Here is a 22755-nt window from a genome sequence, read left to right as displayed (position 1 = left end):
ATTATGGATAGCGCCAAGATCAATGCATTGGGTGATGAGCTCTACAACGCCCTGCGCAGCCAGCAAAGCATTGCCCCGCTGACCGAGCGTGAGCCGGACATTACCATTGACGATGCCTACTACATCTCCCTGCGCATGCTTAACCGCCGTCAAGAAGACGGGGAGAAGGTGGTCGGAAAAAAAATCGGTGTTACCAGTAAAGTGGTGCAGGAAATGCTCGGCGTACACCAGCCGGACTTTGGTTTTTTAACCGACGCCATGACCTTTGCCAATGGTGCAAAAGTGCCGGTAGCCGGTCATTTGATTTCCCCCCGTGCCGAGGCGGAGATCGGTTTTCGGTTGAAGAAAGACCTGCAAGGCCCCGGCGTTACGGAGGCGGATGTATTGGCCGCAACCGACGCCATTATGCCCTGTTTTGAGATTGTTGATTCGCGTATCGACAATTGGAAAATTGCCATTCAGGACACCGTGGCGGACAACGCCTCCTGCGGTGTTTATGTGCTGGGTGAGCAAGAGGCAGACCCCAAAGACTTTGACCTGCCCGCATTGAAAATTCGCGTATGGAAAAACGGTGAAATTCTCAGTGAAGGCTTGGGCAGTGCGGTGCAGGGTAACCCATTAACCGCGGTGGCGTGGCTGGCAAATACGCTGGGGCGCTTTGGTATTCCGTTCAAAGCGGGAGAGGTGATTCTCTCTGGTTCTCTGGTACCGCTGGAGCCGGTGCAAGCAGGTGACAGCCTGCGCATGGAGCTGGAAGGCATCGGCGATGCAGAAGTGCATTTCGTCTAATTGCTAGATCTAGAACAACAACATCTACCTATTCGGAGCACATAGCGGTGCTCTACTGACAGTGAGAAATCTTATGGCTGAAAAAATTCGCGCGGCCATCATCGGGCCGGGCAATATTGGGACCGACCTGCTGATGAAGGCAATGCGCTCGGAGCTGATTGAACCCGTTTGGATGGTCGGTGTTGACCCCGAATCACCCGGCTTGGCCCGCGCCAAAGAAATGGGCATGAAGGTCACCTCGGAAGGTGTGGATGGTATGTTGCCGACCATGCGTGAGGACGGTGTGCAAATCTGTTTTGATGCAACCTCAGCCTATGTTCACGCCGAGAACTCGCGCAAAGTGAACGAGCAGGGTGCGTTGATGATCGATCTGACGCCGGCGGCGATCGGCCCATTTTGTATCCCACCGGTCAACCTCAGCGATGCAGTGGCCGAAAAGTGCATGAATGTGAATATGGTGACCTGTGGCGGACAGGCAACCATTCCAATGGTCGCAGCCGTGTCGCGCGTGCAGTCGGTGAGCTACGGCGAAATTGTTGCCACAGTAAGCTCCAAGTCTGTGGGGCCCGGCACACGTAAAAATATCGACGAATTCACCCGCACAACGGCGGGCGCGGTAGAGAAAGTGGGCGGCGCTCGTCAGGGTAAGGCGATTATCGTGATTAACCCGGCAGAGCCACCGCTGATTATGCGCGACACCATTCACTGTTTGACTGACGACGAGCCGGATCAAGAGGCGATTCGCAAATCGGTGGATGACATGGTTGCCGAGGTTCAAAAATACGTACCGGGTTACCGTTTGAAAAATGGTCCCGTTTTCGATGGCAATCGCGTCTCCATGTTTATGGAAGTAGAGGGGCTCGGGGACTTCCTGCCCAAGTATGCGGGTAACCTCGATATTATGACCGCCGCGGGCCTGCGCACCGCAGAGATGTTTGCCGAAGAGATTCTGGCAGGCCGTTTTTCACCATCGGCCGCCTGAGGGGATAGTCATGGATATTCAAGGTAAGAAAGTCGTTCTGCACGACATGTGTTTGCGCGATGGTATGCACGCTAAGCGTCACCAGATTTCTCTGGATGAAATGGTCAGTATTGCCAGTGGCCTCGATGAGGCGGGCATGCCACTGATCGAAGTGACTCATGGTGACGGTTTGGGTGGTAGTTCGGTTAACTATGGTTTCCCAGCGCACAGCGATGAAGAATACCTGAAGGCCGTAATCGGTGCGGTTAAGAATGCAAAAATTTCGGCGCTGTTGCTGCCCGGTATTGGTACGGTCGACCATTTGAAAATGGCCGCTGATCTCGGTGTATCAACCATCCGCGTGGCGACGCATTGCACCGAAGCGGATGTATCAGAGCAGCACATTGGCATGGCCAGTGAGATGGGCTTGGATACCGTGGGCTTCTTGATGATGACCCATATGATTGGCGCTGAGGAAATCGTCGAGCAAGCCAAATTGATGGAATCATACGGTGCCAACTGTATTTACTGCACCGATTCCGCTGGCTATATGCTGCCCGATCAGGTGCAAGAGCGCATTGCGCTGTTGCGCAGCGAGCTGAAGCCAGAAACCGAGCTGGGCTTCCACGCTCACCACAACCTGAGCCTGGGCGTCACGAACTCGCTGGTGGCAATCGAGCACGGTGCTAACCGTATCGATGGCTCTGTAGCCGGCCTGGGCGCCGGTGCAGGCAATACGCCGCTGGAGGTATTGGTGGCTGTGCTTGATCGTATGGGCGCGGATCACGGTATTGATCTGTATAAAATTATGGATGTCGCCGAAGACCGCGTGACTCCCATTATGGATCATCCCATCCGTATCGACCGGGACTCCCTGACTCTGGGCTACGCGGGCGTATACTCATCTTTCTTGTTGTTCGCTAAACGCGCCGAAGCGAAGTACGGTGTGTCGGCCCGGGATATACTGGTTGAGCTTGGCCGCCGCCGCACCGTTGGTGGACAGGAAGATATGATTGAAGACTTGGCACTCGACATGGCTAAGGAACGCGGCTTGCTCTAAGCCCTGATCGCCAGACGCCAGTCCGGCAAGATGAAACGGCCCCAGCTGGGGCCGTTTTCGTGTCTGGCTGTTCGTTCCAGGTAAGTGCGGCGTTCGCGCAGCAGCGGCCAGGTGTTAAAGGCCTGTATCGCATACCCATCTCGGTTATACTCACTGCATGTAAAAAATAACAAGGCATACAGACGTTACGATGTTGATCGATCCAAAGTTTGACCGCCTCCTGGCTAGTGTTTATCAAGGGCCGTTGGAAGAGGAACCCTGGGAAGGCTTCTTGTCTGAGTTGTCTCAGGTCATGCAGGCGGTGTCGGTCACTCTGGTGTTAAACCCCCCGTCGGAGCAGGGCCGCGGCGTCCTGCGGGTGCTGGGTGGCAGCACCGTAGAGGGTATGGATCAGTACCAAAAACGGCTGTTTGCTATGGATCCCTTCCTGTCGCTTAAGCCGGGCGAGGTCAAAAGCTTGATGGAGCTGGTGTCTGTAGATGACTGGTTGACCAGCGAGCTGTACCTGATGTGTATGAAGCCCTGCGGGCTCTACGATACCCTCGGTGTCGATATCCATGTTCCGGGTGAAATGAATGCCGGCTTGCGCGTGGCGCGCAGTGAGTCTGCGCCGGTTTTTGATCAGCACGACAGGGACTTGATTCACGCGCTGATGCCCCATTTGGAAAGAGCCCTGCGCCTGCATGTACGGCTGAATATTATTGAGTCAGAGCGCGACCTCTACGCCGGTGCGGTGGAGAGTCTATCGCTGGCGACGATCATCCTCGATGAAAATGGCCGCTTGCTTAACTGCAACAAAATGGCGAAGAACCTGGTCGCACGTGAGCCCGAGGTGAAGATCGAGGACGGCTATCTGATGCTGGGTGATCAGGCCACAACCAAGAAGTTGCAGGGGCTGATTAACCGCATTCTTGATCACCGAGATCAGCACGAGCCCGCAGTGGTTGAGGCGATGCGGGTTCCCCGCGATGGCGACTTCGCCGACCTGGGGGTGATTGTTCGCCCCGTGCCATTGACCGAATGGTCGGAGGGACAGTCTGTACCGACGGTGGCAATTTTTATTAGCGATCCGGAATATGGGGCAGAGGCGCCGGTCAATATCATCATCCAACTGTTCGGCTTTACCCCAACTGAGGCGCAGCTGTCGTTATTGCTGGCGGATGGCTTGAGTCTGGATGAAGCGTCGGAAGCGCTGGGCATGAGTCGCAACACCGCACGCACCCATTTGCGCTCAATTTTCTCCAAAACCGGTGTTAGTCGTCAGACCTTGCTGGTGCGCCTGATTTTAAAGAGCGTCGCTCAGCTGGCAGATTAAACCTGCGGTTCCATTCAAGAAAGAGGGGCAAAGATGGAGAAAGTTGCCACAGGCCTGCTGGTGCTCGTAGGCATTATTCATCTCCTGCCCGTTGCCGGGGTGTTGGGCGTGGATCGCCTTGCCGCTTTGTATGGCATTGCCATGGGTGAGCCCAATATCGAAATCCTGATGCGTCACCGAGCCATTTTGTTTGGACTTCTTGGCCTTTTTTTAGTGTACGCCGCTTTCCAGCCATCGCTGCAAACATTGGCCATCGTCGCAGGCTTAGTCAGCGTTGTGTCCTTCATCGCTATTGCGTGGTCGGTTGGCGGTTACAATGAGCCCGTTCGCAAGGTCGTCATCGCGGACGTTATCGCTGCCGTTGCGCTCATTGCTGCAGGGGTGATCAATCTCGTTGGCCGCAATCAAATCTAACAAAGTAATCGGCCCGATGGGCCTCTACCGGGCGCCCGTATCTGAGCGCTGATTATTGCCGGCGATCGTCACTGCCATCCTCTCTCGTAATGCTGTTACAGGCCGCTTCGTGCAGCAGGATTGCGCGTTTGCGCGTGACACCCCAGCGATAGCCGCCGAGCGCACCTGTCTGCCTGACCACACGATGGCAGGGAATGAGTAGGGCGACGGGGTTGCTGCCAACGGCGCGGCCAACCGCGCGAGCGGCTTTGACTTGGCCGATGCGCTGACCAAGCTGGCCATAGGTGCTCAACTGTCCAGGCCGGATCGCCAGCAGCGCCCGCCACACCTGTAACTGAAAATCACTGGCTAGCAGATGTAGCGAAAGCGGCTCACCATGGCTGTGACTGAATGCGCGACGCAGTAGTTCCTGAGAGTCTTTATGCTCCTCTGAGAACTGTGCCGCTGGCCAGCGCTGTTGCATCGCCATCAGCTCCTCGCGCCCATCCCCGAAGGCAAGCGAACAGATGCCGCGCTGAGTCTGTGCGATAAACACCTCGCCGAAAGGCGAGTCGCCGTTTCCCCAGCGAATGCGCAGGTTCTCACCGCGCGAGCGATAGTCTCCCGGCGTCATTGCTTCGATTCGAATAAAGTGGTCGTAGAGCCGAGAACTGCTGCTTAACGACAAATCCTCGCTGACATTCAGTAGAGGTTGGCCGGCAGATAGCAGCTGTTTCGCCCGCTCAACGGTGATGAGCTGGGAAAAGCGCTTGGGGCTAATGCCAACCCAGCGGCTAAACATGCGCTGAAAATGTCCGGTGCTAATGTCCAATTTGTTGGCAAGGTCGTCCAGGCTGAGCATGCCCTGCTGGCTGTCCAAAATATGAAGAGCGTGTTCAATGCGCTGGTAGTCGGAGGGCACGATGGGTTTCCTTTGTGCGAGCTTGAGACAAGCATAACGCTTCTATCGTACCGGTCGAGCTGATTCTTGCGCTTATTGGCGGCCCTAGGCGCATAGGCAACGCGGGTAAAGAATCGCCGCTCAAGGGGACGCTATGCGGCCAAGAGGAGGGGGGATGCGGCGGGCCTACGCGACGTCCAGCAACTCTGTGCCCTGTTGCACCAGCGTACCCACAGAGTGATGGGCGACCGGATTATAGGCAAGCCAACTGCTTTGCATCGCCATGGGTTTATCGAGTTGTTCGCGATTCAGTTGCTCCACGTCGTATTCGATGCGTCGCATGAAGTGCGCCACCTGTTCATAGGGGCAATCGTTGAGAAGGCAGCCAAAGTGCTGATCGTCGATGCGAGCAACCAAGTCCGCTTCGCGACAGGCTGCAGCCAGTTTTTGCGAAAACAAGGAAATGACATCGGGTGTCAGCGTGCCGTCTTCACCGTCGATGGGGGCGGTTAGGCGGAAAAAGACGGCGCTGATCGGCACGTCGCTGCGGGCACAGGCGTGCATCAGTTTATCAGCGAGCAATTCAAACCCCGATCGGTTGCACAGCCCGGTCGTTTCATCCGTTGTCGCCAGGTAGCTTGCGCAAAGTTCGCGCTCGGCAATTCGGGCAAGGTCCTCGAGGGTTTCAATTTCATCGCTGGACAAGTCCCGAGGCTGTTGATCGACGACGCAGAAAGCGCCCAGCCGCTCGCCAGTTACCGCGTACAGGGGAAAGGCGGCATAAAAGCGGATATTGGGTGCGTGTACCACCAGCGGGTTATCGACAAAGCGCTCGTCTTTGAGGGTGTCGTTCACGATGAACACGCCATCTTGCAAAATGGTGTGACCACAGAACGAAATATCGCGGGGTGTTTCCTCCACGCCCTCGAGTCCGGCGCTGGATTTGAACCACTGTCGGTCGTCGGCGACCAGGCTGACCAGAGCAACGGGGGTGTTAAGCATTTTGCACGCCAGTCGGGTCAGGCGATCAAAGCGCTCTTCCGCTGGTGTGTCGAGGATATTGAGCAATGAGAGCGCGGCCAAACGCTTCTCTTCGTTGTGGGGTTTTCCGGGCGCTTTCATCAGAGATTCCCGCTGCACAGAAACAGAATGGCAATATTGTAGCGCGTCGGGCGAGAATTCCAGTAAGGGTTTTAACCTAGCCTGATGCACCATCTTGTGGCGTTGTTAAACGGTGGTTAAACAATACTGAAAAATGGAGAAAAATCTAATAAAAACAGTGTGTTGTGATATTTTTTTGGTCGTCTAAACGGATTATAGAAGGCTTGCCTTGGCTGTGTGAGAATTTTCACCGTGATAGCAGGGCCCCGGCCAGAGGGTCTGCCGAATAACCGAGGAGAGAAAAATGAGCGAGCCCGCGCAGGCACCGCGTCAGCCCCATATTATCGAAGCTAAGGAATTGCCAGACCGCTATGGGCGGGGATGGTATTGTTTGGGGCTGGCCAGCGAATACGATGAAAAGCCGGTCAAGCTAAACTACTTTGGCACCCGCATGGTTGCGTATCGCGGGGAAGATGGTCAAGTCCATATTCTCGACGGCTACTGCCCTCACATGGGGGCAGACTTGAGCGAAGGTTGCGTGGAGGGTAACTCCATTCGTTGCCCATTCCACTCCTGGCGCTGGGGCGCCGATGGTGTGTGCGATGAGATCCCCTACGCCAAGCGCATTCCCCCGAAAGCGGTTATCCGCAGCTATCCAACGCTGGAAGAGAATCACTTGTTATTCATGTGGTACGACCCAGAGGGGCTGCCTCCTATCGAAGACCAGCGCCCGCCGCGCATCGATGACCTGTTCAGTCCGGACTGGACGATCTGGCAAATGGATCTGATGACCATCAATACCAACAGCCGCGAGCTGGTGGATAACATGGCAGATGTGGCGCATTTTGGGCCGATTCACGGCGCGCCTATCAAAGAGTTCAAGAACATTGTTCACAAGCATACCTATGAACAAGTACTGGTCGGCGGCAGCGAGCTGTTGGCGGAAGATGGCGAGCTAACTTCCAGTGCCAAATACTTCGGTCCGGCATACATGAACACGTACATGACTGGCCAGGTAGAAGGTATGGACGTGGAGTCGCGCTTGCTGGTGACCCATGTTCCCATCGACCATAATAGCTTTGACCTGCGGTTTGGTGTGGCGGTTAAGAAAATCCCGGGTATGAGTGACGAGCAGAACAACGAGATGGCACGTCAGTACACGGAGCAGAACCGGACGGCGTTCTTCCAGGATGTACATATCTGGCATACCAAAACCCGTGTTGATAACCCGGTATTGTGTGACGGCGACGGCCCAATCAACCGCCTGCGTCAGTGGTACAACCAGTTCTACGTGGATCGTGCGGATGTACCTGAGGTCTTTAACGAGCGCCGTGAGTACACAGTGGATTACGCCATTCGCAATGGCTAATGGCATTGTGCAGCGAATTTAATAATCGATAACACAGGATAAACGCATGGATGTACGCAGTTTAGGCTACGTCGTAATCGAGTCGGCAGAGCCGTCGAAGTGGTTGGAGTACGGTCGGGACATTCTCGGCCTGATGCCTGCGCCGAATATGCCGGACGACGGCAATGTTTACTTGAAAATAGATGAGCGTCCGTTTCGCTTTGCCATTGTCAAAGGTGACGCGGAGCGACTGAGCCGCTGCGGCTGGGAACTGCGTGATGCGCAAGACTTTGCCGATGCCAAGCAGCGCTTGACCGAGGCGGGAGTCGCCTTTGAAGAGGGTAGCGGCGACGATGCCAAGGCGCGGCGCGTGCGCGAATTGATCGTATTGAAAGACCCCTCGGGTAACGAGCTGGAGCTTTATTGGGGCGGCGAACTGGACTTTGCTAAATTTGTTTCACCACTGGGTATCAGTGGCTTTGAAACGGGTTTCAATGGCGACATGGGCCTGGGGCATGCCGTGCTGCCAGCAGCTAAGCTCAGCGAAACGCACACGTTCTACAAAGACGTGCTCGGCTTTGGTGACAGTGACTACATGCACTTTCACTTCTCGCCAGACCCTAATGACCCCGGTCAGGGCTTGAACTTCATGCACGTGAACAACCCTCGTCACCACAGTCTTGCGCTATACGAAGACAGCAGCAACCCGGTGGGCTGTGTTCACCTTATGCTGGAAGTGAAGGACACCGATGAAGTGGGTTACTGCCTGGATCGCGTTGAAGCCGCGGGAATTCCCATTGTTTCGACCCTAGGGCGCCATACCAATGACCGGATGCTGTCGTTCTACATGGCAACGCCAACAGGCTTCGCCATGGAGTTTGGCACCGGTGGTTTGCAGGTGGATTGGGACGATTTCACGCCAACCGTGACCTCGCTGCCCAGCCTCTGGGGGCACAAGTTCAACATGCCTGACGCCTAAAGCCCGGCAAAATCCTTTGCCCGCTGCACCGCGTAATGGGGTAGTGGGCGGTAAATCATAAGACCAAAGACAGAATACAACAGGAGAGCGGTGATGAATTTTGAAACCATGATGGCTGCAATCAAAGAATTGCAGCCAGTATTTCGTGAGCGTGCACCGCAAACGCGCCAAGAACGTAAAGTGCCTCAGGCCTCGATTGATGCCCTGCAAGATGCGGGCTTTTTCCTGAGCCTACAGCCCAAGCGCTACGGCGGCTTGGAAATGAAGCCGCAAGAATTCTTTAAACTGCAAATCGCCATCGCCGAGGCGTGTATGTCGACGGCATGGGCCAGTGGCATTATCGCGGTTCACGCCGTGCAGCTGGCGATGATGGACGACCGCGCGCAGCAGGCCGTGTGGAACGACTCGATCCATACACGTATTTCTTCCTCCTATGCGCCGATGGGTAAAGTGACGCCCACCGAAGGCGGTTTTAAACTCAGCGGTCGTTGGGGCTGGTCAAGTGGTAGCGACCACTGCACCTGGGTGCTGCTGGGCGCAATCGTACCGGGCGAGGGCTACCGTACTTTCTTGGTGCCGCGCAGCGACTACGAAATTATCGATACTTGGCAGTCGATGGGCTTGGAAGGCACTGGCAGCAACGACATCGTGGTAGACGACGTATTTGTGCCCGACTACATGACCCACAAGCAAAGCGATGGCTTCGCGGGAACAAACCCCGGTTTGGCTGTGAACGACGCGCCCTTATACCGCCTGCCTTGGGCGCAGAGCTTTATTCGCGTTGTCTCGACCCCGGCTATCGGTGCCTGTAAGGCGACCGTGGAGCTCTACAAGCACGCGGTGTTGAATAAAGCCAGTGGTGACCCCACTAAACTCGCGGGCGACACCCAGGTGGTAGAGCGCATTGCGGCGGCCCTAAACGGTATCGACGAGATGGAGACCATTCTCTTCCGTAACTTCGATGTGATGTTGGCGCAAATTGAGCGCGGCGAAGAGATTCCTCTGGAAGACCGTGTTCGCTATCGCTACCAGGCGTCTCTGGTTATCAGCAAGAGCATCGATATTGTCGATTCACTGTTTGAAGTGGCCGGTGGTCACTCGGTATTCAATAACAGTGAAATTCAGCAGCGTTTCCGTGATGTGCACACCGCCCGTGCCCACGTTGCTAACAACCCCACCGGCTTTGGCCGTAACTTCGGCGGCGTTGCTCTGGGTATGGAAAACGGCGACTTCTTCATTTAAGCGTCGCAAAGTTTTACTCCTATCGACAAGCCCGGCATTTGCCGGGCTTTCTGCTTTCTGGCCCTTAATTTGGCAAGGGCAAACCCGTATAGAAAATCTCCGCCTGCAGTCGCAAGCTGTGCAAAACCTCTAAAGGTCTTCTGGCTGCCGCCGATATATGCATTAAGGGGCCAGCTGTCAGGTCGAATTGGCAGAGTCGTATAGCGGAGAAATATCTTGGATATAGCAACCCTGCTGGGAATGTTTGGCGCATTGGGCGTGATTATTGCGGCCATTGTTTTTGGCGGCAGTGCCGGTGGCTTCGTCGATATCCCCAGCCTGTTGATCGTAGTGGGCGGCGGAACATTTGCCAATCTGGTGAAATTTCCGCTGGATCAAACCCTGGGCGCCTTCAAGGTCGCCTCGCGCGCCTTCTTTCACAAGCCAACCAGCTCATCACAGCTAATTAACGAGTGCGTTGAACTGGCAGGTATCGCGCGCAAAGAGGGGCTGCTGGGTCTGGAGTCGCAGGAAATTACCAATGAATTCCTCAATAAAGGTGTGCAGATGGCCATTGATGGTCACGACCCTGCCTTTGTTAAGCGCTTATTAAACAAAGAAATCAATCTGACGATCGAGCGTCAGGAAATGGGTGAGGCGGTCTTCCGTGGCTTCGGGGACTCCGCGCCGGCAATGGGCATGATTGGTACCCTCGTCGGCTTGGTGCAGATGATGTCCAATATGTCTGATCCCAAGGCGATTGGCCCGGCGATGGCAGTTGCGCTGCTTACTACCCTGTATGGCGCTGTGCTGGCAAATGCTGTTGCGCTGCCAATGGCGGACAAGCTGAATTTCCGTACCCAGGAAGAGCGTCGCAATCGCCACCTGATACTGGAGGCGGTTGACGGCATACAAGAGGGCTTGAACCCGCGGGTGCTCGAATCACTGCTGTCGACCTATCTGCCCGACAATGCCCGCGATAAAGAAGAAAAGGCTGAGGAAGCCTAGTGGAAGACGTCCCCGAGAAAAAAGCGGCGGCCGGAGCGCCCGCCTGGGTACTAACCTTTGCAGACTTAATGTCCTTGCTGCTGGCTTTTTTCGTTCTGTTGTTCTCATTCTCCGAGATGGACAAGCAGAAATTCAAGGAACTGTCGGGCTCTATGCGCGATGCCTTCGGGGTTCAGCGGGAGGTTCCCGCCTTTAAGCCACCGATTGGTACCAGTATTATTGCTCGAGACTTTAGCCCCGGTCGGCCAACGCCAACCGTCGAAAACCAAGTTCGCCAACAAGCTGTCAATGAGATGCGCATCTACGCTGAAATGGCAATTGACGAATCCGAGCGGATTAGCAAAGAGGAGCTGGAGGCTGATCTGCAAAAAGTAAAACGCCACTTGGATATCGAGATTCGCGATGGCTTTGTGGAGGTTGATGATGACGGGGAGCGGGTGATTACGATCCGCATCAAGGAGATGGGCTCGTTTCCCTCTGGCAGTGCCGAGCTCAACAATGACTTTAAACCGGTGATCAATAAAATCGCCGAGTTGGTGGGGGATATTGGCGGCCATGTGGTGATTGCCGGCCACACCGATAATCTGCCAATCAGCACCTCGCGCTTCCGCTCAAATTGGGACCTGTCTTCCGCGCGAGCCGCAACGGTGCTGGAGAGTATCGCAGAGCGCAGTGGCCAGCCCGCCGAACATTTCCGCTTAGCCGGGCACGCCGATACCCGACCCTTAGATACCAACAGCACGGCGGAAGGGCGGGCGCGCAACCGCCGTGTTGAGGTTATTTTGCTGAGAGGGGGTGTCCACGACTCCGCTGTTGGTCCGGTCTATGGTGGTCGCGAAGCATCGGTGCTTGAGTAGCGCCAGAAATATTCTCTCCTGACGTCGAACCGCAATCTTCGGCGGTGTAACATGGTGAGCGGCAACTTAGCCGTTTCAGGGAGTGTAAAGAGATCACCATGCGTCGTACCAAAATCGTAGCCACTTTCGGTCCCGCCTGCGATTCAGAAGCGCTCTTGCGAGCAATGATATCCGCGGGCGTGAATGTATTCCGCTTAAATTTTTCCCATGGCAGTGCCGAGGAGCACAAGGCGCGCTGTCAGATGATTCGGGAAATCTCTGCCGAAGAAGACCGCTACGTCGCAGTGCTTGGCGATCTGCAGGGGCCAAAAATCCGTCTGCGCACACTTGCCGTCGATGCCATTGATGTCGCGCCGGGCGACGAGCTAATTCTCGATACTCGCTTAGCGGATGGCGAGGGCGATGAGCGTCATATCGGGGTCGATTACCAACCGCTTGCCCGTTCGGTGGCGGCCGGTGATACCTTGCTTATCGACGACGGCCGGCTGCAATTATCAGTGGTAAGTGTGGAGGGCGAAGCGGTGCATTGCCGAGCGGAGAGCATCGGTATATTGCGCTCGCGAAAGGGAATCAATCGCCTGGGGGGTGGCCTTTCGGCGCCGGCGCTGACAGACAAAGACTTAGCCGATATCAAGCATGCAGCGGAAATGGATCTGGATTTCATTGCCATTTCCTTTCCCAGCAGTGCGGCTGATATCAATGATGCGCGGGACAAGCTTCAGAGCGCGGGTTGCCACGCGCAGATCATCGGCAAGATTGAACGCGCCGAAGCGGTTGCCGAGGACGAACATCTCGATGCGCTCATTCGCGCTTGCGATGGCGTGATGGTGGCACGTGGCGACTTGGGGGTTGAAATTGGTGACGCCAGCCTGATCGGCTTGCAGAAGCATATTATCAAGCGGGCGCGGGTGCTCAACCGGCCGGTGATCACTGCCACCCAGATGATGGAATCGATGATCAGCAATCCCATTCCCACTCGCGCAGAGGTGTTTGATGTCGCCAATGCGGTGCTCGATGGTACCGACGCGGTGATGCTGTCTGCCGAAACGGCTGCGGGCCAGTATCCGCTGGAAACCGTTAAGGCCATGTCGAGAAACTGTATGGGGGCGGAGCGCTATCCCTCGGCGCGAAAATCCAGTTACCGGATCGAGCGCAGCTTTGAGTCCGTTGAAGAAACCCTGGCAATGAGTGCCGTGTTCGCCGCCAACCACCAAGTTGGGGTGAAGGCCATTGTGTCCTTAACCGAAACCGGGCGAACGGTGTTGTTAATGTCGCGACTGACCTCGGGCATTCCGATTTTTGCGTTTAGTCGCAATGCCGCAACCTGCCGCCGGGTGAGCCTCTATCGCGGGGTGTTTGCGGTATCCAGCGCAGGACCGTCGCCCGCGGTGCACGACTGTATTGAAACGCTGAAAGCGGGTGGCCATGTCGATGCCGGTGATTTGATCATTATGACCATGGGTGACCAGGTTGGCGTGGATAACCACACCAATACCATGAAGATCGTTCGCGTGCTGTAAGCAGGGGCCAGTCTGCTGGCCCCATTCAAGGCATCACTTATTTTTCGTTGTCGGCGTTAGCGACGCCCAAAAACGCGGGCTTTTCACCGCCGCCGTGCACGGTGAGCGCTGCACCGCTCACGTAGCTGGCCATGTCACTGGCCAGGAATAAACAGGCCCCGGCAATATCGTTGGGAACCGCCATTCGTCCCAGTGGGATCGTTTCGCCCACTGCCGCAATCCCGGCTTCGTCGCCGTAGTGCAAATGGGACTGTTCAGTGCGAATCAGGCCGGCAATAATCGTGTTGCTACGGACCTTGGGCGCCCATTCCACGGCTAGGGAGCTGCTCAGGTTTAACAGGCCGGCTTTCGCTGCGCCGTAGGCGGCGGTACCCGGCGACGGGCGCTGGGCGCTCACTGAGGCAATATTGACGATGCTGCCGCCTTCCTGCTGCTGCATCACCGCATTGCAGGCCTGGGCAAAGAAGAGTGGCGCGAGCAGATTGAGACGCACGATGGATTCAGAAAACCGTGGCGAGGCGGTGGCCGCATCGGCATAGGGGGCGCCGCCAGCGTTGTTGATCAGCACGTCGATGCGACCAAACTTCTCTTTCACGCTGTCGACAAAGGCCTGGACCGCGTCCGGGTCGCGAACATCCAGCGCGCTGAACCACGCTTCCCGACCCTCAGCACTGGGTAGGCTGTCGGGTTTACTGCGACCGCAGATCGCTACGTCTGCCCCGGCAGCCAAAAACCGTTCGCTGATACCGCGGCCAACACCTTTCCCGCCGCCGGTAACGATGACGACTTTACCCGTAAAATCCAGTGCGTTTTGCATTCCTTTTTACCTACCTTGTGCCCTGTCATGTTAGTGTTTGCGGCGGCTTGGCTTCTTGCGAGCCAATAATCGCCGCGACATTTTTGGGCGACAGTTTATCGCTTTAGCCCACGATTTAATATGACCGTATTTTTATGCGTAAATGACTTGTTTTGTCAGTGCCAGTTATAGTGCCCACGTTATACTGGCGATCGATTTGATGTGCTGGGAGCCTGCCGCTGTGTTCGTCGGCGATAGCGTCCAGTCGTGAGTTTCAACATAAAGATAAAGGTATGTGATATGTCCAACAGTGCAGTAATTGCGATTTTAGGCGGTACCGGTAATTTGGGTACAGGCTTAGCCAGACGCTGGGCCCAGGCGGGTTACCGCGTGATTATCGGTTCTCGCACCCAAGAGAAGGCCGAGCAAGCGGTTGCTGAGCTCAAGGCATTGATGGATGAGCGCGGGGTCGACGCCGTCGCAGTCGAGGCGATGGATAATCAATCGGCGGCTGAGGCGGCAGATATTGCCGCGTTGACCGTACCTTTTGCCCACCATCGCAGCACACTGGAGTCACTACGCGGCGCGCTGCAGGGCAAGATCCTGATCGATGTGACGGTTCCCCTGGTGCCGCCCAAAGTGGCGCGGGTGCAACTGCCTGAGGAAGGCTCTGCTGGACAGATCGCGCAGGAGATTCTCGGCGACGACGTCAAGGTGGTGTCGGCCTTTCAGAATGTGGCGGCCGTACATCTGCAGGAGGGCTCCGAGCTCGATTGTGATGTCCTGGTTTGCGGCAACAATAAAGAAGCGCGGGCAACGGTTATTAACCTGGTTGAAGCCGCCGGGCTGCGCGGTTTCCACGCCGGCAGTATCGCCAATGCGGCGGCAGTGGAGGCGATGACCTCTCTGCTGATATTTATAAACAAACAATACCAGTGTCATGCTGGCATTAAACTCACGGGTGTCGACGAGTAAGTTGCACAGATGGCCAGTTCGCAATTACAGCTAGTTGCCTTGCAGAATTTCCCGCTGGTGGAGCCAGGAGACGACTTGAGCGCCATGGTGGCTGATTCGCTGCTCGGCAATCAGCTAAGCCTGCAAGACGGCGATGTGCTGGTGCTTGCGCAGAAGATCTTCTCCAAGGCGGAAGGGCGCTATGTTCGCTTGTCTGATGTCTCTCCCAGTGAAGAAGCGCTGGCACTGGCGCAGCGCTGCGACAAGGACCCGCGGCAAATGGAATGCGTGCTCCAGGAGTCACGGGAGGTGCTGCGGGCGCGTCCGGGTGTGGTGATTGTGGAGCATCGCCTCGGGGTGGTTCACGCAAATGCTGGCATCGACAAGTCGAATATCCCCAATACTGAAGACGACCCCCAGTTGCTGCTGTTACCCATTGACCCCGATGCCAGTGCGCGGCGTTTAAAGGCGGCGCTGGACGCACGTTTTTCGGCAAATATTGCGGTGATCATTAACGACAGTGCGGGGCGGGCCTGGCGCAATGGCACGGTGGGCTTTGCGCTCGGCACTGCCGGCTTCGAGGTTGTTGAAAACCGCATAGGCGATGCCGATTTGTTCGGCCGCACTCTCGAAGTCACTGAAATTGCCGTCGCCGACGAGCTTGCTGCGGCGGCGTCTTACCTGATGGGGCAGGCCGATGAGGGCTGTCCGGTGGTGCTGCTGCGCGGTGCTAACTTGCGCCCCTCTGACGAGGGCTCGCAGGGCTTATTGCGCGACCGCGACCGGGATATGTTTCGCTAATGGCGACGTTATCGGGAAAATTTCTCGCACTGAGCGGGGGCGTTGGCGGCGCCAAATTAGTGAGGGGCTTGGCCGAGTGCCTGCCACCATCGCAGCTGCAAGTGGTGGTGAATACGGCCGATGACTTCGACTACTGGGGCTTACGAATTTGCCCCGACCTCGACTCCAATCTATACGCCCTGGCAGACCTGAATGACGAACAGCGCGGCTGGGGATTGCGCGATGAAAGCTGGGTAACGCTGGAAGCGATGCGTCGACTCGACGACGGCCAGTGGTTCCAGTTGGGCGATCGCGATTTGGCGACGCATTTGTACCGCACTCAAGCGCTGGCGGCGGGGCAGTCGTTAACGGATGTCACTCGTCAGTTGGGCGAGCGCCTGGGCTGTCCCGCGGCGCTGCTGCCCATGACCGAACAGCGCGTAGCAACGCGAGTGTTTACTGATATGGGTGAACTCGCCTTCCAGGAATACTTTGTTCGCGAGCGCTGTGAGCCCCGAGTGGAGAAGGTCGTTTTCGACGGCCTCGATACGGCGCAGCTCAACCCGGCGATTATCTCCGCGCTTGCCGACCCTGCCTTGCGCGGCATCATTATTTGTCCATCTAACCCATTTCTGAGCGTCGACCCGATTCTATCCTTGCCGGGGTGTCGCGAGGCGCTTATGCAAGTGAACGTGCCGGTGGTCGCTATTTCGCCCATTGTGTCTGGCGCGGCGGTGAAGGGCCCTGCTGCAAAAATGATGCACGAGCTCGATATACCCCGCAGGGCGGCGGCGGTGGCTGAGTACTACTGCGACCTGCTGGACGGCTTTATCATCGACAGTGCCGATGCTCAGCAGTGCGATGACATCGCCCAGACGGGGGTCGCCTGCCGAGCTGTGCCAAGTATGATGACCACTCTTGATAGCAAACGGCGTTTGGCCGAGGAGACGCTGTCGTTGATTGAGGAATTGGTGTAGGCGATGTGGTTAATACTCCCACTGAAGGATTTTGTTAAAGCGAAACAGCGCTTGTCCGGGTGTTTGAGCATATCGGAGCGGCGGGCCTTGTTTCAGCACATGGTGGAAGATGTATTGGCCCAGCTATCGGCGGTCGATGAAGTGGATCAGCTGTTGATTGTGTCTGACGACCCAGCGGCGCATTTGCTTGCCGAGCACTTTCACGCACTTTGCTGGCCGGAATCGCAGCTGGGCAGCGGTTTGAATGCGGTGTTGGAGGCGACCCTGGATCGAATCTCCTGCTTGGATAAGCCTCCGCAGCGCGTCATGATTGTGCACGGTGATTTGCCTTTATTGAGCGCGGCTGAGCTGCGTGACCTTATTGCGGTGCAAGGCGGGGCAAGCGAACAAGTGGTTATCGCCACGGATCGCCACGGCGGTGGCAGTAATGTTGTGTTGATGCCCTTAGCAAGCCGAATCCGCTTGCGCTATGGGGAGGGCAGTTTAACTGCCCACACCGCAGAGGCGGCGGCGCGCAATCTGTCGCTTCAAGTGTTCCGCGCGCCGGGCCTGGCCAACGATATCGACACCCGTGAGGACCTGCTAGCGCTGGTGAGTGCAGGCACCTCCAGTCGCGCCCCGCAAACGATGCGCTACCTGAGTGAAAGTGGTATTGCGCGCCGCTTATTGCAGATGAATCCTCGTGAGTGCGCGGCGGTTGAGTCGCCGCGAGTAGTGAGAAGCTGATGATGAATTCTATGTCGATTGACGCCCTTCTAGAGACGGCCTTGCACGGCTCGCTCAGCGATGAGCAGGCTCGACAACTCAGTCGCTGCGAAGATACCGCCACGCTGGCGACAGCGGCAGCGACCTTGCGAGACCGGGGCTTCGGGAGCGGCGTGAGTTATTCCCGCAAAGTCTTTATTCCCCTTACCCAGCTGTGTCGCGATGTTTGCCACTACTGCACCTTCGCCAAAACCCCCAAGCGTATCGAGCAGGCGTACATGCCGGTCGAGCACGTGATTGAGCAGGTGCGTGAGGCCGAAAGACTGGGCTGCAAAGAAGCCTTGTTTACCCTGGGTGAGCGCCCTGAGCTGCGTTATAAGGCCGCGCGTGAAGCGCTCGCGCAGATGGGATTTGCAAGCACTCTGGAATATCTCGCCCATGTTGCGGGGCGGGTCTTGGCGGAAACATCGGTTCTACCGCATATCAATGCGGGCTGCATGAGCGAAGATGAGATCGCTCTGCTGCGTCCGGTATCTGCGTCTATGGGCATTATGTTGGAGTCGGCATCGGAGCGCCTGTGTGAAAAGGGCATGCCTCACTACGGTTCGCCCGATAAAACCCCTGAGGCGCGATTGCAAACCCTGCGCCGCGCTGGCCAAGCGAGGGTGCCGTTTACCTCGGGCATCTTAATCGGTATTGGCGAGACCCGCGCTGAGCGCATTGATTCTCTGCTTGCCCTGCGAGACGTTCACAGCGAGTTTGGCCATTTGCAAGAAGTGATCGTGCAGAATTTTCGCGCCAAGGAAGGCACTAAAATGGCGTCGGCACCCGAGCCCGATCTCAATGACTTGCTATGGACGATCGCCGTCGCTCGGTTGATATTTGGGGCGGAAATGAGCATTCAAGCGCCACCAAACCTCAGCCCCGGTGTGCTGCCGCAGATCGTTGCTGCCGGGATCAATGATTGGGGCGGCGTGTCGCCAGTGACGCCCGACTTTGTGAACCCCGAAGCGCCGTGGCCACACGTGGAGCGCTTGGCCAAGGAAACGGCGCTAAGTGGTAAATACCTGCACGAGCGCCTGACAATCTACCCCTCTTATGTCCGACGGGCGCAGCATTGGCTGGACCCCGCATTGGTGCCGCGCCTACTTAGTCGTGTGGATGGCCAGGGCCTGCCGAGGGTGGACGAATGGCTGACCGGGCAGGCCGCTGATGCGCCCGCGGCGGAGCTTGCATTGCTTGCTAAGCGCCGGCCTGTTGCAAGTGCCGCTGTTGCCGATATTTTACAGCGAGCAGAGGCTGAGCAGCGGTTAACTCAACAGGATATTGTCAGCTTGTTTCAAGCGCGCGGTGAAGACTTTGCCGCCGTTTGCCAAGCAGCGGACCGCCTGCGCGAGCGGCGCTGTGGCGATACCGTTAGTTATGTTGTCAATCGCAACATCAATTACACCAATGTCTGTTATTTCAAGTGCCAGTTTTGCGCTTTCTCTAAGGGCAAGCTCAGTGAGAATTTGCGTGGCCGACCCTATGACCTGAGTGCCGACGAAATCGCCCGGCGCGCTAAAGAGGCCTGGCAGCGCGGTGCCACCGAAGTGTGTATGCAGGGTGGCATTCATCCTGAATATACCGGGCAGACCTATCTGGATATATTGGCGACGCTGCGCGAGGCGGCGCCGGCAATGCACATCCACGCCTTCTCGCCACTGGAAGTCTGGCAGGGTGCTCAGACGCTCGGTATGCCGCTGGAGGATTACCTGCGGCAATTAAAGGCGGCGGGGTTGCACAGTCTGCCTGGAACCGCTGCCGAAGTGTTGGATGACCGGGTCAGGGCGGTGTTGTGCCCCGATAAAATTAATACCGAACAGTGGCTTCAGGTCATGGAAGTTGCCCATGGAGTTGGTTTGCCAACAACCGCCACAATTATGTTCGGCCACGTTGACGGCTACGAGCACTGGGCCAATCACCTGCTGGCAATACGCGCGTTACAGCTGAAAACAGGCGGTTTTACTGAATTCGTGCCGCTGCCTTTTGTCGCCGCAGAATCGCCAATCTATTTGAAAGGGCGTGCTCGTCGCGGGCCAACGTTCCGCGAATCGCTGCTGATGCATGCGGTCGCACGCTTGGTCTTTAATGGCTTGATCGACAATATTCAGGCGTCCTGGGTGAAAATGGGCGCGGAAGGGGTTATGGCCTGTTTGAATGCCGGGGTTAACGACCTCGGCGGGACGCTGATGAATGAAACCATCACCCGGGCCGCTGGTGCTAGCCATGGCGAAGAGACATCGCCTCAGGAAATGGAGCAGCGCATCGCGGCGATGGGGCGCGTTGCTCGTCAACGTAACACCCTCTACGGCCAGGCCGATACGACGCAGATGGAACGGGCCCGGCATGCCGAGCGTTTGGCGGTTGCGGTCAATACGCCGGCGAGCAAGTATGAACGCAGTAAGCGTCAATTAATTGCCAGCGGCTAATAATAAATAACAGGAATAACATCATGGCAGTCTATGCAATGACAGGCGGTGCCACTGGCATCGGGGCAGCGATTCGCGAGCAGCTCTGCGACGCGGGGCATCGCGTTGTGTCGGTGGATTTACGCGATGCCGATATCTGTGCGGACCTGAGCGACTACAATGGCCGTCAGAGAGCGATCGACGGTATTCGCCAGCTTTGCCCGGAAGGCATAGATGGTTTTATCCCTTGCGCGGGTGTCGGGCCATCGGTGAAGCCGCCGTCGCTGATTGCGCGCATCAATTATTTTGCGGCGGTCGCCGTGACCGAAGGCGTGCTGGACTTGCTGGAACCACGTGGCGGCCGCGTGTTGATGATTGCCTCGAACTCCGCGCCGATGGTGCCTCTGAACGATTACGTGGAATTGCTGCTCGACGGCGAGGAGGAAGCGGCTTGCGAACTGGCCGATAGTCGCGATACCCATTCCGCCTATGCCGGTTCCAAGCACGCCATCTGCTGTTGGCTGCGTCGCCGCAGTGGCGAGTTGGCGCGACGCGGTATTCGCATCAATGCGGTTGCGCCGGGTATCGTGCAAACGCCTCTGAGCGAAAAGGTACTGGCCGATGCCGAGCTTGGTCAGGCAATGCGAGATTTCGGTGACAGTGTGCCCCTGGGCTGTATTGGTCAGCCTAAGCAAATTGCCGATGTGGTGAGTTTTTTACTTGGGCCGGGTGCCGACTACATGACTGGCGCTATTATTTTTGTCGATGGCGGACACGACGCCATGCTGCGCCCCGACGGCTTCTAGCTTTTTGCCATTTACCCTTGGCAGCGCGCATAATGCGGCCCGAGCACTTTTACTGAACCGCCATACCTGCTGCTAGGGCCGCCATGCTTTCTGTTGTATCTCCCTTACTGCCGATAATGTTGCCGGTGCTGCTATGCGCCGCCTTGGGCGTTGTTTGGGTGCGCTGCAAACAGCCCTTCGACCAGGAATTTGTGCGTCGCATGGTGATGTGGGTCGGTGCGCCCGCGTTGATTGTGTCAACGCTCGGCAGCGTGGAGATTGCGCCGGCTGTGCTGTCTGAAGTGCTGGCCGCAAGTCTTTTAATGCTGGTCTGGACGGCGCTGCTCGGTTCGGCATTTTGCGCCCTTGCGGGGCTTTCCATACGCAACTTCCTGGTGCCGCTGACCTTTGGTAATTTCGGGAATATGGGCTTGCCGATATGCCTGTTCGCCTTTGGTCAGCAGGGCCTGGCGTTGGCCCTGGGGGTATTTTTAGCCACGATGGTTTGCCATTTTTCACTTGGCGTTGCGGTGCTAAATGGCTCAAATGCAGTGCGCGCGGTGCTGCGCTCCCCAATCATTTACGCCGGTGCCCTGGCGGCGTTACTGGTATTTTGTGATTGGACGCTGCCAGCGACGGCGAGCAATACTCTGAGCATTCTCGGTGGCATGTCGATTCCCTTAATGCTGATAACACTGGGTGTTTCCTTAGGCTCATTGCGGGTTGCTGTGGCCGGGCGCGCGGTGATTCTCGGCGTTGCTCGCTTGGCGCTGGGCTTAAGTGCGGGTTTTCTTACAGTGTGGTCGCTGGAGCTGGATGGGCTGGTACGCGAGGTTGTGTTGTTACAGTCGGCCATGCCTGCGGCGGTGTTTAACTACCTGCTGGCGGTGCAATATCAGCGTGAGCCAGCCACGGTGGCGGGCATGGTGGTTAGCTCAACGCTGATAAGTTTTATCAGTATTCCGGTGCTGCTGCTTTACTTAAACGTTTGAGGTCAGTGATCTGCTGGGGCAGCGGGAAAGCACGCTAGCGCTGTTGGGCGCGGCCGCGGGCCATAACCTGCAAGCGCCGGGCTTCGACATGCTCGCTACTTACCTGTCGATTCCACTCACTGGATACGCGATGCTCCAGCGTTAATGCCGATGCCAGTGTTTGCTTCGCACCGTCGTCGATCAAGTTGCGATAGCGGCTAAGCATGCCGGGCTCTACAAAGGCAATATCTTCGGCCAGGGCGATCGCTTCGCTAAGCAGCGTGTCCTCGGGATACACTCGGTTCACAAGGCCCCATTCGGCGGCGGTGTCAGCACTGATAAAGCGACCGCTCAGCGACATCTCTTTTGCGCGGGACAGGCCGATAATCCTCGGTAATTTCTGCGACAGCCCCCAGCCCGGCATGATGCCCACCAGCGCGTGGGTGTCGGCAAAGCGTGCCTGCTCGGAGGCGAGCAAAATATCGCAGGCCAGGGCGAGCTCGAAACCGCCAGTAATGGCAACGCCATTAATCGCGCCGATAACGGGCTTGCCGCATTCGGCAATGGCGGTTACCGGGTTGGACATCGGGTCTTGGTCGTTTGCCGCACTGAGGTCGTCTCCGGCGCCGAGTTCTTTCAGGTCTAGACCAGCAGTGAAGGCCTTGTTGCCCGCGCCAGTGAGCACCACCGCGCGCACTGTATCGTCGTCTCGGATGCACTGCATCTGCTTACATAGGGCGCTGCGCAGCTCGGCGCTGAGCGCATTCATCGCATCGGGGCGGTTGAGTGTGACAACGGCAACGCCGCTGTCATGGCGCTCGAGTAATACTGTATCGCTCATGGGCTGATCCTTATTATTTATGTTGTTCCGTTGAGCTAAGTGT

Annotated in this window: 22 protein-coding genes; 18 read left to right on the top strand and 4 right to left on the bottom strand. The window is 56.9% G+C overall.

Features of this window, described 5'->3' with window-relative positions:
* The first annotated feature begins 3 nt into the window (after positions 1 to 3).
* From HNR64_RS08140 to HNR64_RS08120, 5 genes are all read left to right on the top strand, one after another.
* Positions 4 to 789: a fumarylacetoacetate hydrolase family protein gene (locus tag HNR64_RS08140; RefSeq protein ID WP_204995999.1), complete on the top strand. Its 786-nt coding sequence runs from the start codon at positions 4 to 6 to the stop codon at positions 787 to 789.
* A 73-nt stretch (positions 790 to 862) separates the two neighbouring features.
* Entirely contained in the window at positions 863 to 1771 is a 909-nt protein-coding gene (locus HNR64_RS08135) for an acetaldehyde dehydrogenase (acetylating) (RefSeq protein WP_027873548.1), read from the top strand.
* A gap of 10 nt (positions 1772 to 1781) precedes the next feature.
* Positions 1782 to 2810 (top strand): 4-hydroxy-2-oxovalerate aldolase, encoded by a 1029-nt coding sequence (gene dmpG / locus HNR64_RS08130; RefSeq protein ID WP_027873549.1) that lies wholly within the window; start codon positions 1782 to 1784, stop codon positions 2808 to 2810.
* A 190-nt stretch (positions 2811 to 3000) separates the two neighbouring features.
* Positions 3001 to 4125, top strand: coding sequence for a hypothetical protein (locus HNR64_RS08125; RefSeq protein WP_204995998.1), 1125 nt, complete (start codon positions 3001 to 3003; stop codon positions 4123 to 4125).
* A 33-nt stretch (positions 4126 to 4158) separates the two neighbouring features.
* Positions 4159 to 4539 (top strand): hypothetical protein, encoded by a 381-nt coding sequence (locus HNR64_RS08120; protein WP_204995997.1) that lies wholly within the window; start codon positions 4159 to 4161, stop codon positions 4537 to 4539.
* 52 nt (positions 4540 to 4591) lie between these two features.
* Here HNR64_RS08120 and HNR64_RS08115 read toward each other — a convergent pair whose 3' ends face one another.
* The gene (locus HNR64_RS08115) at positions 4592 to 5440 is read right to left on the bottom strand and encodes a methylated-DNA--[protein]-cysteine S-methyltransferase (protein ID WP_204995996.1); all 849 of its coding nucleotides are present in this window, start codon (positions 5438 to 5440) and stop codon (positions 4592 to 4594) included.
* A gap of 165 nt (positions 5441 to 5605) precedes the next feature.
* Positions 5606 to 6541 (bottom strand): sensor domain-containing diguanylate cyclase, encoded by a 936-nt coding sequence (locus tag HNR64_RS08110; protein ID WP_204995995.1) that lies wholly within the window; start codon positions 6539 to 6541, stop codon positions 5606 to 5608.
* Positions 6542 to 6824: 283 nt separating this feature from the next.
* Here HNR64_RS08110 and HNR64_RS08105 point away from each other — a divergent pair, with 283 nt between their 5' ends.
* The 6 genes from HNR64_RS08105 (at position 6825) to pyk (ending at position 13453) form a co-directional block, all read left to right on the top strand.
* Complete coding sequence (locus HNR64_RS08105; protein ID WP_204995994.1) at positions 6825 to 7889, top strand: 3-ketosteroid-9-alpha-monooxygenase, oxygenase component; 1065 nt, start codon at positions 6825 to 6827, stop codon at positions 7887 to 7889.
* A 46-nt stretch (positions 7890 to 7935) separates the two neighbouring features.
* On the top strand, positions 7936 to 8847 hold the full coding sequence (locus HNR64_RS08100) for a VOC family protein (protein ID WP_204995993.1): 912 nt from the start codon (positions 7936 to 7938) through the stop codon (positions 8845 to 8847).
* A gap of 93 nt (positions 8848 to 8940) precedes the next feature.
* Positions 8941 to 10089: an acyl-CoA dehydrogenase family protein gene (locus HNR64_RS08095; protein ID WP_204995992.1), complete on the top strand. Its 1149-nt coding sequence runs from the start codon at positions 8941 to 8943 to the stop codon at positions 10087 to 10089.
* A 216-nt stretch (positions 10090 to 10305) separates the two neighbouring features.
* Positions 10306 to 11076 carry a flagellar motor protein PomA gene (pomA, locus tag HNR64_RS08090; RefSeq protein WP_204995991.1) on the top strand — a complete coding sequence of 257 codons (771 nt, stop codon included), beginning with the start codon at positions 10306 to 10308 and terminating at the stop codon, positions 11074 to 11076.
* Positions 11076 to 11933, top strand: coding sequence for a flagellar motor protein MotB (locus HNR64_RS17465; RefSeq protein ID WP_204995990.1), 858 nt, complete (start codon positions 11076 to 11078; stop codon positions 11931 to 11933). The genes pomA and HNR64_RS17465 overlap by 1 nt, the downstream gene beginning before the upstream one ends.
* Before the next feature lie 98 nt (positions 11934 to 12031).
* Positions 12032 to 13453 (top strand): pyruvate kinase, encoded by a 1422-nt coding sequence (gene pyk, locus HNR64_RS08080; protein WP_204995989.1) that lies wholly within the window; start codon positions 12032 to 12034, stop codon positions 13451 to 13453.
* A 37-nt stretch (positions 13454 to 13490) separates the two neighbouring features.
* Here the strand turns inward: pyk and HNR64_RS08075 are convergent, their stop codons facing one another.
* Positions 13491 to 14270 (bottom strand): SDR family oxidoreductase, encoded by a 780-nt coding sequence (locus HNR64_RS08075; RefSeq protein WP_204995988.1) that lies wholly within the window; start codon positions 14268 to 14270, stop codon positions 13491 to 13493.
* Positions 14271 to 14549: 279 nt separating this feature from the next.
* On the opposite strand from HNR64_RS08075, the gene npdG reads away from it, so the two are divergent.
* The 7 genes from npdG to HNR64_RS08040 all read left to right on the top strand — a co-directional run bounded on the left by npdG (position 14550) and on the right by HNR64_RS08040 (position 21892).
* The gene (gene npdG / locus HNR64_RS08070) at positions 14550 to 15224 is read left to right on the top strand and encodes an NADPH-dependent F420 reductase (protein ID WP_204995987.1); all 675 of its coding nucleotides are present in this window, start codon (positions 14550 to 14552) and stop codon (positions 15222 to 15224) included.
* A 9-nt stretch (positions 15225 to 15233) separates the two neighbouring features.
* Positions 15234 to 16004 carry a coenzyme F420-0:L-glutamate ligase gene (cofE, locus tag HNR64_RS08065; RefSeq protein ID WP_027873559.1) on the top strand — a complete coding sequence of 257 codons (771 nt, stop codon included), beginning with the start codon at positions 15234 to 15236 and terminating at the stop codon, positions 16002 to 16004.
* Positions 16004 to 16960 carry a 2-phospho-L-lactate transferase gene (cofD, locus tag HNR64_RS08060; RefSeq protein WP_204995986.1) on the top strand — a complete coding sequence of 319 codons (957 nt, stop codon included), beginning with the start codon at positions 16004 to 16006 and terminating at the stop codon, positions 16958 to 16960. The genes cofE and cofD overlap by 1 nt, the downstream gene beginning before the upstream one ends.
* A gap of 3 nt (positions 16961 to 16963) precedes the next feature.
* On the top strand, positions 16964 to 17686 hold the full coding sequence (gene cofC / locus HNR64_RS08055) for a 2-phospho-L-lactate guanylyltransferase (protein WP_204995985.1): 723 nt from the start codon (positions 16964 to 16966) through the stop codon (positions 17684 to 17686).
* The gene (gene cofH / locus HNR64_RS08050; RefSeq protein WP_239547694.1) at positions 17686 to 20136 is read left to right on the top strand and encodes a 5-amino-6-(D-ribitylamino)uracil--L-tyrosine 4-hydroxyphenyl transferase CofH; all 2451 of its coding nucleotides are present in this window, start codon (positions 17686 to 17688) and stop codon (positions 20134 to 20136) included. Before cofC ends, cofH begins: the two co-directional genes overlap by 1 nt.
* A gap of 23 nt (positions 20137 to 20159) precedes the next feature.
* Complete coding sequence (locus HNR64_RS08045; RefSeq protein ID WP_204995984.1) at positions 20160 to 20921, top strand: SDR family oxidoreductase; 762 nt, start codon at positions 20160 to 20162, stop codon at positions 20919 to 20921.
* A gap of 83 nt (positions 20922 to 21004) precedes the next feature.
* Positions 21005 to 21892: an AEC family transporter gene (locus tag HNR64_RS08040; RefSeq protein ID WP_204995983.1), complete on the top strand. Its 888-nt coding sequence runs from the start codon at positions 21005 to 21007 to the stop codon at positions 21890 to 21892.
* Positions 21893 to 21926: 34 nt separating this feature from the next.
* Here the strand turns inward: HNR64_RS08040 and HNR64_RS08035 are convergent, their stop codons facing one another.
* Entirely contained in the window at positions 21927 to 22712 is a 786-nt protein-coding gene (locus tag HNR64_RS08035) for an enoyl-CoA hydratase (RefSeq protein ID WP_204995982.1), read from the bottom strand.
* Positions 22713 to 22755: the final 43 nt, after the last annotated feature.

Source organism: Spongiibacter marinus, from assembly GCF_016906995.1.
Lineage (GTDB): Bacteria > Pseudomonadota > Gammaproteobacteria > Pseudomonadales > Spongiibacteraceae > Spongiibacter > Spongiibacter marinus.
This window is presented reverse-complemented; position numbering and strand designations above follow the sequence as displayed.